Annotated in this window: 7 protein-coding genes; 3 read left to right on the plus strand and 4 right to left on the minus strand. The window is 58.2% G+C overall.

The window, feature by feature from the left end:
* Positions 1-118 precede the first annotated feature (118 nt).
* The 3 genes from porQ (at position 119) to N008_RS12930 (ending at position 3,543) form a co-directional block, all read left to right on the plus strand.
* Entirely contained in the window at positions 119-1,156 is a 1,038-nt protein-coding gene (porQ, locus tag N008_RS12920) for a type IX secretion system protein PorQ (RefSeq protein WP_231569707.1), read from the plus strand.
* Positions 1,157-1,266: 110 nt separating this feature from the next.
* Complete coding sequence (gene hslU, locus N008_RS12925; RefSeq protein ID WP_044016548.1) at positions 1,267-2,676, plus strand: ATP-dependent protease ATPase subunit HslU; 1,410 nt, start codon at positions 1,267-1,269, stop codon at positions 2,674-2,676.
* 129 nt (positions 2,677-2,805) lie between these two features.
* Positions 2,806-3,543 carry an SDR family NAD(P)-dependent oxidoreductase gene (locus N008_RS12930; RefSeq protein ID WP_044016550.1) on the plus strand — a complete coding sequence of 246 codons (738 nt, stop codon included), beginning with the start codon at positions 2,806-2,808 and terminating at the stop codon, positions 3,541-3,543.
* A 79-nt stretch (positions 3,544-3,622) separates the two neighbouring features.
* Here the strand turns inward: N008_RS12930 and N008_RS12935 are convergent, their stop codons facing one another.
* The 4 genes from N008_RS12935 to N008_RS12950 form a co-directional block, all read right to left on the minus strand.
* Positions 3,623-4,987, minus strand: a complete 1,365-nt coding sequence (locus N008_RS12935; protein WP_052381516.1) for a RagB/SusD family nutrient uptake outer membrane protein — start codon at positions 4,985-4,987, stop codon at positions 3,623-3,625.
* A 27-nt stretch (positions 4,988-5,014) separates the two neighbouring features.
* Positions 5,015-8,122 (minus strand): SusC/RagA family TonB-linked outer membrane protein, encoded by a 3,108-nt coding sequence (locus tag N008_RS12940; protein ID WP_052381517.1) that lies wholly within the window; start codon positions 8,120-8,122, stop codon positions 5,015-5,017.
* 428 nt (positions 8,123-8,550) lie between these two features.
* The gene (locus N008_RS12945; protein ID WP_071884532.1) at positions 8,551-10,044 is read right to left on the minus strand and encodes a SusD/RagB family nutrient-binding outer membrane lipoprotein; all 1,494 of its coding nucleotides are present in this window, start codon (positions 10,042-10,044) and stop codon (positions 8,551-8,553) included.
* A 33-nt stretch (positions 10,045-10,077) separates the two neighbouring features.
* Positions 10,078-13,197: a SusC/RagA family TonB-linked outer membrane protein gene (locus tag N008_RS12950; protein WP_071884533.1), complete on the minus strand. Its 3,120-nt coding sequence runs from the start codon at positions 13,195-13,197 to the stop codon at positions 10,078-10,080.
* Between the last annotated feature and the right edge of the window lie 82 nt (positions 13,198-13,279).

Consider the following 13,279-nt stretch of genomic DNA (forward strand, 5'->3'; position numbering starts at 1 on the left):
AAACTCCAGGCGCGGAGTGCAATAAATGCACCGGCCCGTCCGTCTTAGCTTCTGCAACTACCTGCCAAACGCCGTATCTTGGTGCCCGATGACTGGACCGCTACACCGCCGTATTCTTGTGCCCTTATCCGTTGCCCTGGGGTTGGGCGTTTCGCCTGCCATGGCCCAGATTGGGGGGCAGCAGGCCTTCTCGTTTCTGAACCTGCCGCCGGGCGCCAAAACGGCCGCCCTGGGCGGCGTCAACGTATCCGTGCGCGACGCCGACCCCACCATGCTGCTCAGCAACCCCGCGCTGCTGAACGCCGAAATGGATGGGCGCCTAGCCCTGTCGTTTGTCGATTATGTGGCCGACATCAAGCAAAGCACCCTGGCCTACGCCTTCAAGCCCAAGGAAGCGGATGCCGGGCGGCGGTGGGGCGCGACCCTGAGCTACCTTAACTACGGCGAGCTGGTCATGCGCGACCCGGCCAACAACGTATTGGGAACATTTTCGGTGAACGAGTATGCGGCCGGCCTCACGTATGCCTACGTGCAGGGCCCGTTCACGCTGGCCGGCACTGGTAAGCTGGCCGTATCGGGCATCGGCGGCAACCACTCGGTGGGGCTGCTAGCCGATGTGGGCGCCGTCTTCAAGCACCCCGAGAAGGACTTTACGGTGGGCCTGGCCGTGAAAAACGCCGGCTACCAGCTCAGGCCCTACGCTGGCGCCGGCCGCGAGCCAATGCCGCTGGACGTGCAGCTGGGGGCCTCCATCAAGCCCGAGCACATGCCGCTGCGCTTTTCCATCACGGCCCACAACCTGCAGCGCCTCGATATCGTGTACCTCGACCCCAATCAGCGCGGCCAGCTCGACGAAAACGGCGAGGAAGTCAAGCGCAAGAAAACCCTCGGCGACCAGATAGCGCGGCATTTCGCCGTGGGGGGCGAGCTGCTGCTGGGCAAAAACCTGAACGTGCGCCTGGGTTACAACCACCTGCAGCGCCGTGAGCTGCGGCTCGACAACGCGGCCGGGGGCGCCGGTATTTCCTTTGGCGTGATGCTGCGCATCAGCCAGTTTCAGCTCGACTACACCCGCGCCGGCCTGCACGCCAGCGGCGCAGCCAACTACTTCACCGTCGCCCGCAACCTGAACTCGCTGTTCGTTAAAACCCAATAGCTGCCCTCGCACTGCGGCACACGATAAAGCCCGGGCTCCGGGCCCATCCGCGGCAAACATTTCCGGCAGCGCTACGGTATTTCCGCTACGTCTATTTCCCCACACCTTTTATGCTCGATTTCCAGACTTTTCTTACCCCTTCGCAGATAGTTGCCGAGCTGGATAAGTACATCATTGGCCAGCACGAGGCCAAGCGGCACGTGGCCATTGCGCTGCGCAACCGCTGGCGCCGCCTGCATGCCCCGCTGGACATGCAGCGCGAAATCGTGCCCAACAACATCCTCATGATTGGCTCGACGGGCGTCGGCAAAACCGAAATCGCCCGCCGCCTGGCCGCCATTGCCGATGCCCCCTTCACCAAAGTGGAAGCCAGCAAGTTCACGGAAGTCGGCTATGTGGGCCGCGACGTGGAAAGCATGGTGCGCGACCTGGTGGAGCAGTCGGTGAACCAGGTGAAGCAGCGCCGCAAGGAAGAAGTGAAAGTGCAGGCTGCCCAGGCCGTGGAAGACCTGATTCTGGACGCCCTGATTCCGTCCGTGAGCGGCGGCAGCAGCAAGTCGTCGGTCGGCTTCAGCGGTAGCCACGATGGCAGCGCCATGCCCGAGTCGGACTACGAGCTGAACGAGCGCACCCGCGACAAGTTCCGCGAGAAAATCCGCAGCGGCGAGCTGGACGACCGTAAAATCGACATCAAGGTGCAGCAGGGCGGCGCCCCCGGCATCGGCGTGCTGGGCGCCGCGCCCGGCATGGACGAGGCCTCGATGGCCGGTCTGCAGGACATGCTGGGCTCGATGATGCCCAAGAAAACCCGCAAGCGCAAAGTCACCATTGCCGAGGCTCGCAAAATTCTGCTCGACGAGGAAGCCGCCAAGCTCATTGATATGGATGAGGTGAAGGACGAAGCCATCCGCAACGCCGAAAACGCCGGCATCATCTTCATCGACGAAATCGACAAAGTAGCCAGCCGCAGCGGTAAAGGCGGCAGCGGCCCCGACGTCAGCCGAGAAGGCGTGCAGCGCGACCTGCTGCCCATCGTGGAGGGCTCGGCCGTGAGCACCAAGTACGGCATCATCAACACCGACCACATCCTGTTCATTGCTGCCGGCGCCTTCCACGTCGCCAAACCCTCCGACCTGATTCCGGAGCTGCAGGGCCGCTTCCCCATCCGCGTGGAGCTGCAGAGCCTCACGAAAGACGACTTCTTCCGGATTCTGAAGGACCCCAAAAACGCTCTCACCAAGCAGTACGAAGCCCTGCTGCAGGCCGAGGACGTAGTGCTGACCTTCGAGGACGAGGCGCTGGAGCAACTCGCCGAAATTGCCTTCAATGTCAACGCCGAGGTGGAAAATATTGGAGCGCGCCGCCTGCATACGGTCATGAGCCGCCTGCTCAACGACATCCTGTTCGACGTACCGGACCGCATCGGCCCCAACGCCCGCATCCTCATCACCCGCGACCTGGTAAATGAGCGCCTGCAGAACATGGTCGGCAACCGCGACCTGAGCCAGTATATTCTCTAATAGGGCCGCTGGCCTGGGCCATAGCTAGTTCCCGCAGTGCGCATACAAGACAAAAAGAAGTGGCCACCGGCCGCTTCTTTTTGTTTACGGCCGTATTTTCATTAGCTCTCACTACACACCATTCCTTTCATGCATTACTACATCATCACTGGCGCCAGCCGCGGCTTAGGCAAGGCGCTTGCCGAACAACTGCTGTTGCAACCCGATACCATAGTCGTGGGGGTGTCACGACATGCTACTATCCAGCACGAGCGGTACCGCCACCAGCCCTTGGACTTGTCTGACATGCTGGCTGTGCAGAACAACCTGTTCAAGGTATTTCCTGCCTGCCCCGATGCTGCCAGCATCACGCTCATCAACAATGCGGGTGTGCTGGGCGAGGTGAAGTACATGGGCGAACTGCCGAATGAGCACTTTGAGTTTGTGTTCGATGTCAACGTCATTGCCCCGGCTATGCTGATGAATACGTTTTTGGCTACCTACCAACAGCACACTGGTATTCCCCGAACTATCCTTAACATTAGCAGCGGTGCCGCTCAGCGCCCTGTAGATGGGTGGGGAGCCTACTGTGCCTCCAAAGCCGCCCTCGATGCGTTGTCAGCGGTGGCTCAAAAAGAACAAGACCTGCGTGGCTCCGGCATCCGCATCCGCAGCCTCGCCCCCGGCGTGCTGGACACCGCTATGCAGGAGCACATCCGCTCCGCTGACCGCGAGCAGTTCAGCGAAGCAGAGCGGTTTGTTGGTCTAAAGCAGGACGGCGCGTTGGTATCGCCCGCCGAAGCAGCTCGCCAGATCGTCCGGTGGCTGCAGCAGCCCGCCCAACCCCAGGAGCCGGTAGTGCTACGCTTGGCAGATTTGTCCGAATAGTTACTAGCGCTAGATATGCCAGCTACAAAAAAAATACCCCGACCACTGGCCGGGGTATTTTTCTATAAATCCATCAGGCTTAGTTGTAGCCCGGGTTCTGAACCATGTTGGGGTTGTTCAGGGTCTCGCGGAACGGAATCGGCAACAGCAGACGGTTTACGTCGGTGATGTTGAGAACCGCCTGGGCCCGGCCCGTGCGAATCAGGTCAAACCAACGGTGGCCTTCCAGAGCCAGCTCCACGCGACGTTCGCGCTCAATCAGATCCAGTACCTGGGTCTGGGTGAGGCCAGCCGCTACGGGCAGACCAGCTCGTGTACGAATACGGTTCAGGGCCGTAATGGCGCCGGGTGCGTCGTTCAAACGAGCCTTAGCCTCGGCGCTGATCAGGATAATCTCAGCTAGGCGGATAGCCTTGAAGTTGTCGGTGCCCGTGCCTGGGTCGGTGTATTTCACCTGGTTGCCAACAGCAATGGCGCGGCCGTTGAGCTGAAACGAACCGTTGGAGATGGTAGCGTCACGACGCTGGTCGCCGGTTTCGTAGGCAGTAGTGAGCGTTGAGCCAGGGCCGGTAGGGCTCATCTCGTTGCGGCCACCATTAGTGGTAGGCAGCATGAAGAAGGCATACGAGCTCTGGTTCTGGGCGTCAAACTGCACTTCGAAGATGGACTCCGTTGGGTTTTCGCTGGCCACCGCGGCACGGTAGCTGGGGTTGAGGGTGTACCCACCAGCCAGCACCAGGTCAGCCAGGCGCGAAGCCTCGGAGTATTGCTGGCGGTACAGTGCAATGCGCGCCTTCAGCGCCGTGGCAGCCAGACGTGAGGCGCGAGCAGGGCCGCCCGTGGTGGGCAGTGCTGCTTCGGCTTCAGTCAGGTCAGCCACCATCTGGTCATACACGGCTGCCTTTGGGTTGCGCGACACGAACAGTGTATTGTCCGGGGTAGTAGTGGGCGTAATTACCAATGGCACATCACCCCAGTAGTTGACCAGGTAGAAGTAAGCCAACGCACGAACGAACAGCGCCTCTCCGATAATCTGATTTTTTACAGCATCTGTGGTGCCCGTAACGGCCGGCGTGTAGGCAATGACGTTGTTGGCGCGGTTAATGGTGCTATACAGCGACGACCACATGTTGGTCACCTCCGCATTGTCCGGCAAAACGGCCCGGTTTTTCAGCTGGGCAAACGACGGGAACGTGCCGATGTGCGCCAGGTTGTCGGCCAGCATGTCGGCAAAGATGGGAACGCGCAGGCCCGTATTGTTGGCGCTTAGCAGGTTGCCGTAGGTGCCGTTCAGGGCAGCGCGGGCGCCTTCTAGGTCCGTAAATACCTGTGAGCGGTCCACAGAGTTACGCGGCTCTGGGTTCAGGAAGTCGGAGCAGCTGCTGGTGCCCAGACTCAGCAGCCCCAGAACTGCCAGCGTAGAAAATTTAGAACGAATATTCATGAACGTGAAGCTGTTGCGAAGTGGAAATTACAGGCCGATGTTGATGCCAACCTGGTATACCCGGGCTTGAGGGAATGTCAGGAAGTCGGTGCCCTGGGCAATGTTGGAGTTTGTGCCCGTGAACGTGTTGATTTCCGGATCCAACCCCTGATACTTCGTGAACGTGAGCAGGTTCTGGCCGGCTACGTAGATGCGGGCCGACTGCAGGCGCACCGGAGCCAGCCAGGTAGCGGGCAGGTTGTAGCCCAGCGTAGCCGTCTTCAGGCGCAGATACGAGCCATCTTCCAGGAAGCGGGTTGAAGTGCGGCGGTTGTTGTTTGGGTCACCGGAGGCCGCGCGCGGCATGGTGGTGCTGGGGTTGTTAGGTGTCCAGCGGTCCAGCGTAGTAGCCAGCTGGCCAAACTGCGCGTTCATGCCTTCAGCAAAAGCGCGGGTGTTGTTATAGATATCGTTGCCTTTAGTGAACTGGAAGAAGAAGCTCAGGTCAACACCTTTGAAGTTCAGCGTGTTGGTGATACCGCCAAAAAACTTCGGCTGGGCCGAACCAATGATCTGCTGGTCCAGCGCCGAGATAACGCCGTCGCCGTTCAGATCCCGGAAGCGAATGTCACCAGGCCGGGGCGTGGTAGCAGCGCTGTTACCCTGATAGAGGGCCGTTGGGTTGCCGGTCAGGCGGCGTGCCTCCGAGATGTCTGCGTTGATTTCATCCGCGCTCTGGTAAATCCGATCTACCACGTAGCCGTAGAAGCTACCCAAGGGCTGGCCTACTTCCACCCGGCTGGCGAAGCCAGCCAGGAATGCGGCATTGTTTACCAGACGGGTTACTTCGTTGCGGATAACCGAGACGTTTAAGTTGGTCGTCCAGCTGAAGCCGTCGTTTTTGACGTTCTGCGTGGTCAGGTCAAACTCCAGACCCTTGTTTTCCATGTCGCCGATGTTCTGGCGTACGGTGCCGAAGCCCGAGGTGAGCGGCAGCTGACGGTTCAGCAGCAGGTCGTTGGATTTGCGCCGGAAGGCATTCACCGAGAGCAGTACCCGGTTTTCTATCAGGCCCAGGTCAGCACCCACGTTGAATTCCGTGGTCTGTTCCCAGCCCAGATCCGAAACCCCCAGTTGCGTAGGAGCGAAGCCGGCCACAGCGTTGTAGTTGGCCAAGTTGCCGGCGCCCACGCCAAACAGGTTGCGTGAATCGAAGTTGCCGATTTCAAAGTTGCCGACTACGCCGTAGCCACCGCGCAGCTTCAACTCGCTAATGACACTATTGTCTTTCAGGAAAGCTTCCTCCGACACGCGCCAGCCCACCGAGGCGGCTGGGAAGTAGCCGTATTTGTTGTCGACACCGAAGCGCGACGAACCGTCGCGGCGTAGAGAGCCCGAGAAGATATACTTGCCCTGGTAGTTGTAGTTAACGCGGCCGAAGAACGAGAGCAGCGTCCAGAGCGTTTCGTCGGACGAAGCATCCGTTTTCACCGAGCCAGCCGAGAGTTGGGTGATTTTGTTGGTAGCGAAGCCCGAAACCGAGGTGATAATACCTTGCTGCACCGAGCGCTGCGCGCTCTGACCCAGCAGGAAGGTCAGCGAGTGGTCACCGAACTGCTTGTCGTAGCTCAGAGTGTTTTCGTTGATCCAGCCTACGTCGTAGCGGCTGTTTGCATTACCGCTGCCGTTGCTGCCTACAGCCTGCAGGGCTGTGCTCGGGATGAACACATCTTCCTTCAGGTTCAGGTAGTCACCCCCGATGGAGGAGCGCAGACGCAGGCCTTTTGCCAACTGGTAATCGCCGTAGAGCGAGCCGATAGCGCGGTTGTTGCGGGCTAGGAAGGTAGGCAGCGTAGCTGCTGCCACCGGGTTTTCCACCGAGTTGAACGGGTCGCGGCCGAACGTACCGTCGGCGTTGCGTACCGGAAACTGCGAGCCCAGCAGAATGGCCGTGCTCAGTACCCCGTAGATGTTGTTGTCGTTGTTGATACGGTTGCTCAGCGAGCGGCTGCCAGTCAGGCTCAAGCCCACCTTAAACTTGTCCGTAACCTGGTGGTCGAGGTTGAAACGACCGCTGCCCCGGGTGTAGTTCGAGCCAAGCACGATACCTTCCTGGTCGAAGTAGGTACCCGAAATCAGGAAGCGCGTTTTGGGGTCGCCGCCCGAAGCCGTGAGCGTGTAGTTCTGCACGCGGGCGTCGCGGAAAATCTCGTCCTGCCAGTTGGTGCTGGCGCCCGTGAAGAGCTGTTGCGAGGCAGGGTTTGGGTTAGTCGTTACATAACGGGGAGCCAGGCCTACGTTAGTGCGGGCTTCGTTGATCAGGTCCTGGGCCTGCTGGCCGTCGAGCACGTCCAGGCGGTTCCAGGTTTGCTGTACGCCGGCATAAGCATCGAGCGTGATTTTGGTTTTGCCGCTCTGGCCGCGCTTGGTGGTCACGAGCACTACGCCGTTGGCACCCCGCGAGCCGTAGATGGCTGCCGCCGAAGCATCCTTCAGCACCTCAATAGACGCAATGTCGTTGGGGTTGATGTCCGACAGCGCGTTGAGCTGCTGGTTACCTACGCCCACGTTGGAGTAGTTGCCGCTGTTCACGGGCACCCCATCCACCACGTACAGCGGGTCGCTGCTAGCCGAAATGGAGTTGTTGCCGCGGATCCGCACGCTGATGCCGCCGCCGGGCGTCCCGGAGTTGGACGTTACTTGCACGCCGGAAGCGCGGCCCTGCAGTACCTGCTCTACGCTGGCAACGGGCTGGCTGGCAAATTCTTTGGCCTGCACCTGCGATACCGACCCGGTTACCAGGGTTTTCGACTGTTCGCCGTAGCCTACTACCACCACCTCGCTCAGCGCTTTGGTGTCGGTTGCAAGTCCAATATTGATGGTGTTATCGTTGCCGATTGCGCGTTCAAGGCTAACAAAGCCAACAGAGCTGACAACCAGTGTACCGCCTGTTGCTGGTACATTGCTCAGCGAGAAGGTGCCGTCTGAATTAGTAGACACACCATTGGTTGTGCCTTTCAGCAGTACGGTCACGCCTGGCAGACCTTCACCGGTCTGGCGGTCGGTTACCCGGCCGGAAATACTCCGGTTTTGAGCCGCTACCTCCTGGAAAGCGGAGGCCATGAGCAGAGTGCTCACGAGTAAGGTTTTTTGCATGAGGAGTGTGTAAGAAAATGTGAATTTGTGTCTCTGAATGTAGAGGAGGAAAGTGTACCCAATCAGCTACATCACCAACCTCTGAAGTCCGAATTTACAACCGGATTACCAATTCCAAAATAAAGGGAGAATATTCGCTGATAGTGCGTCAACCGGCAAGTGACTTGCAACAGCTTGTTTAGAGGTAACCATGAAACAGGCTGTTGCAAGTCAGATTTTTTGGCTCGACAATAAATTGCTTAGGAGTAGGCCTCTATGGCACTTTATTGCGTGTTTTATCGGAAGCTCGCCACTTTATTAAATGCTTTTAATCTATTGTTCAATTTCAATGAAGAAATGGCACCTGTTAGAGAGAACCCTGCGAAAGCGCAAAAAAAAAGGAGACCAGATAACTTCTGGTCTCCTTTTTTTCAGTGATAACGGGTCTGCTAATCTTCCGAACCATCATCCCACCATACCCCATTGCCGATGGCAGTAGTGGGTACGTTGTCGGCGTTTGTATCCAACTCACTTTGCGGATACGGGAACCGGCGAGGGAAGAACACCGAGTTGCGGGGGTTGTTCAGGACAGGGAAACCCGTGCGACGATAGTCATTGTAGGCTTCAATCGACTGGTACACGAAGAAGGAGATGTACTTCTGGGTGATGATGTCGCGCAGGCTCAGGTTAGCCGCGCCCACGAACACGCGGTTGCGAAACTCCAGCGAAGCAGGGCTGGTGCTGGTGCTGATAAAGTCAGCGCCACCTTTGCTGGCTAGGTCGGTGTTGACGGCCGTCACGTAGGCTGCATAGGCCCCAGTCCGGTCGCCGGTGCGCAGACGGGCTTCCGCCTCGATGAACTTCAGTTCCGAGTACGTCAGCATCGGCTGCACGGCCGTGGCGTTAACTAGGTTAACCGAGGCGCGCGAGTAGCGGGTGCGGCCCTGGTCGTTGATGGCGGTGCCGTTTGGGGCACCCACCCGGGCGGCCGTAGCCACGCGACCTACTGGGTCAATCAGGAACGGGATACGCGGGTCGTTGTCGGCAGGGTTAGCGTCGGTGGCGGCGGTAGTGTTGCGCAGGATATTGAAGAACGTCGTGCTCACGGCGAAGTGGCTACGGTCATTCTCTTCCTGGAACCAAGGGTTTTCCCCGATAGCCGTTGAGGTGTACTTCGTGAACGACAGGTTATCGGCCGAGGAGGCAAAGGCATTTGGCATAGCTGCCAGCACCGCGGCCGCGGAACCGGCAGGGTCACGCTTGCTCAGGTGGTTGGCCAACCGCACTTTCAGCGCGTACGCCGCCTTTTTCCACTTAGCCGCGTCGCCGTTGTAGTAGAAGTCGGCTGCGCCTGGTGTCTTGGCCGACGGCTTGTCCAGATCCACAATGGCCTCGTCGAGCAGCGCATTCAGGCTGGTGTAAATGCTTTGCTGCGTGTCGTAGGTAGGCTTCAGATTAGCAGCCCCCTTGTTTGCCTCCGAGTAAGGCACACGGCCAAACAGGTCCGTGGTTACGCTCATCACGTAAGCCTTGAGCACTTTGGCAATGCCCACATAACGCCACGAGTCGGCTTCGGCACCACCGGTAGAGCCCCGTGAGATCATCAGGTCCAGATCCTGCAGCTCGGTGGCGTAGATATCGTCCCAGTTGTTGGACGTGGCCGTTGCATTGAAAGAAGCATTGGCGCGCTTATCGGCCGACTCGAACTGGGCATGCACCCCAGCGGTGTGCTCTACAAAGATAGAGGAGTACCAGGCCAGGTCGGTGCCCGAGATGCCGAAGGCCGCATCAACTGCTACCTGGGGCATGAGCAGCGCCAATGGAGCGTCTACCGGGCTGTTGGGGTTGGTGTTTATTTCATCCAGCTTATCGTCGGAGCAGGCGTTGGTTCCAAAAACCAGGCCCATCATCATCAGATAAGGAGTCAGTTTAGAATGTCTCATATGACAGAAAATGCGCAAGTAGAGTGAAGGAAATTAGAACGTAACACGCAGCGATGCGCCATAGGAGCGCAGTTGCGGCAGCGATACATATTCCAGACCCTGGAAGTTGGAGGCACCGCCTACACTGGTTTCCGGGTCGAAGTTGGGGTAGTCCGTAATCAGGAACAGGTTGCGGCCGATGGCCGAAATGGCAATGTTGCTGAAGACACCCGTTTTGCTAACCAGCGAAGTGGGCAGCGTGTAAGACAGCGATACTTCGCGCAGACGCACAAAGTCGGTGCTGTACACGTTCGACTCCGAAATACCGTCCAGTACCTGCGACCAGTATACCTGGTCGCGCTTGATGGCCGTCGTGTTAGGCGTGTAGCCCGTCACGTTGTTGTTGGCGTCGCGCACTTCCTTCACCCCGGAGAAGATGTAGTCTGACTCCCGGTCTTCGGTTTCCTTGTCCATGCCGTATAGCTTGGCCAGGCGCGTGTTGCCGCCGTACATCTGAGCTCCCCGACGCATGTCAACTTGCACGAGCAGGGCGAGGCCTTTGAAGCTGAAGTTGTTGGTAACGCCCAGTTCATATTTAGGCTGAACCTGGCCGATTACGCCGTTTTCCTCGTCAGCAACGGGGTAGCCGTCGTCGTCCACCACGATGTCGCCGTCGGGACTACGCTTGTAGCGCGAGCCAAATAGCACAGGGTAGAGGTTGTTGGCCTGCGCGCGCACGTTCGGCGTCACGAAGCCCCCGATGAAGATGTTGTCTACACCATCCGACAGCTCTTTCACGCGGTTCCGGTACGAGGTGTAGTTCGCCGTGATGTTCCAGTTGAAGCCATCCGTGCTCTGGAAGGGCGTTACGCCTACAGTCAACTCGTTGCCGGTGGTCTGCAGGTCGCCGGCATTGATGAAGCGCGACGTGTAGCCGGCCGATGGAGCCATCGGTACGGAGAAGATCTGGTCCGACGCCACCGACTTGAAATAGGTGTAGTCGAAGGTCAGGCGGTTGTTAAGGAACCGCAGATCGGCGCCAATTTCTGACACTTTGATGTTGATAGCCCGCAGATCCGGGGAGCGCAGGATGTCGCTTTGCGTCAGGCCACCTTGCCCGTTGAAGGGGAAGTTGATACCGTCGCTGAGGAAGCCGCTACCGGCGCCACCGCGGTTGAACACCGTGCGGGTCGCATACGCGTCGCCTGGAGCCTGCGCGGTTTCTGCGTACGAAGCGCGGATTTTAGCGAAGCTCAGAATATTCTGTGGCACCGAAATGGCTTCCGTAATCACGAAGCCGAGACCAGCCGAGGGATAGAAGATTTTGCGGTTGTCGCGCTCCAGGTTGGAGATGTAGTCCTGGCGGCCGGAGGCGTTCAGGAAAATCATGTCCTTCCACGAGGCAATCATGTTGCCGTAGAAGCCAACCGTGCGCTTACGGTCAAGCGTTTCGCTGGTCGTCTGCGTGATGGTAGAGCCAATGTTGCGCAGGCCACCGATGGTGATGCCCTGGCCCAGCATGCTCTGGAACCGGTTGCTGATGTTGTAGAATTCGTTACCAACCAGCAGGTTCAGGTTGATGTCTTCCGTCAGATTTTTATTGAACGACAGGTTGACGTTGGAGTTAACCTGGTTTTGGATAACGGAGTAGTCGTTTACCTGGCCACCGCTCGGAATAGCCGTGCGGCCGCCGGTGAAGCCTGAGCCCAGGTCGTATACTTCTTTGCCGTCGGTGGTGTACTGGTCAACCCCGACACGGTAGTTGAGCGACAGCCAGTCGGTGAATTTGTACGACGAGTTGATATTGCCGAATACCCGGTTGGTGCGCTCGTTGAAGTAGTTATGCTTCAGCGACCAGCGTGGGTTGTCGATGGCAGCCCGGTAGTGGATCTGCAGGAATGGGTTGCTGGCATTTTCGAATGGAATGCCCCACAGGTCGTAGCTACGCGGTGCGAAGTAAGTGGTGAAGAGTGGGTTCGACGTGTTCGAGCCACCGGCAATCTTATCGATGTCGATGTTGGAGTAGTTCAGCGAAGCGCCCACCGTCAGCTTAGGCGTAACCTTGAAGTCGCCACTGATCTTGCCAGTATAGCGCTTCATGCCCGTAGTAGGTACAATGCCATCCTGGTTAGTGTAGCCCAGGCCCACGGCATAGTTGCCATAGCTACCATTGCCTGCCAAGCCCAACGAGTGGTTGACTGTATGGCCAGTCTGGAAGAATGGATCTACGTTGTCGTAAACCTTGCCCGGCACCAGTGGCTTGCCGCCGTTGTCAAGTACGGTAGGATCCAGATCTGTCAGCAATGGTCCCCAAGAGAGGGACGTGTTAGGGCTAAATGTACCGGCACTACCCTGAGCGTACTTGCTCTGCAGATCCGGCAGCACAGAAGGGGTATCCCAAGAATAGTCGGTGCTGTAGCTCAGCTGAGCTGGCTTATCGATGCCTTTGCCGCGCTTGGTAGTGATAACCACTACGCCGTTGTTGGCGCGGTTGCCATAAAGGGCCGAAGCAGCCCCTCCTTTCAGCACCGAGATGCTCTCGATATCATTAGGGTTGATATCGAGGGCCCGGCTCGAAGCGTCGGTGCCGGAAACGCCACCGCCAAAGTCGGCATTGCTTTCAATTGGCAAACCGTCTACTACGTACAGCGGCTGGTTGTTACCAGTCAGAAAGCGGCTGCCCCGAATGGTAATCTGCGACGACGAACCAGGCATCCCGCTCGACTGCCGTACCGTAACGCCTGCTACCCGGCCCTGCAAGGCATTGGTAACGTTAGGCTGGCCGGCCTGGACCAGGTTTTTGCCTTCTACTTGCTGTACGCTGTAGGTCAGTTCCTTGGTCTGGCGCTCGATACCGAAAGCTGTTACCACTACTTCACTCAGCTGTTTGGAGTCAGTAGCCAAGCCCACGTTGATCTGGCTGTCGGTACCAATTGGGCGCTCTACGCTGATGAAGCCAATAGAGCTGATAACCAACGTGCCGCCAGTTGCCGGCACGTTAGACAACGCGAAGGTACCGTCTGAGTTGGTGGACACGCCATTGGACGTGCCTTTCAAAAGTACCGTTACACCTGGCAAACCCTCGCCAGTCTGGCGGTCAGTTACCCGGCCGGAAATACTGCGGTTCTGCGCCGCTACCTCCTGGAAAGCGGAGGCCATGAGCAAAGTGCTCATGAGTAAAGCTTTTTGCATAAAGGGTGAAAAATGGGTGAGTGAAAAAAGTGCTGATAAGCAAAACGTGAAGCTCCGTATAATC

The sequence above is a fragment of the Hymenobacter sp. APR13 genome, assembly GCF_000737515.1.
Taxonomy (GTDB): Bacteria; Bacteroidota; Bacteroidia; order Cytophagales; family Hymenobacteraceae; genus Hymenobacter.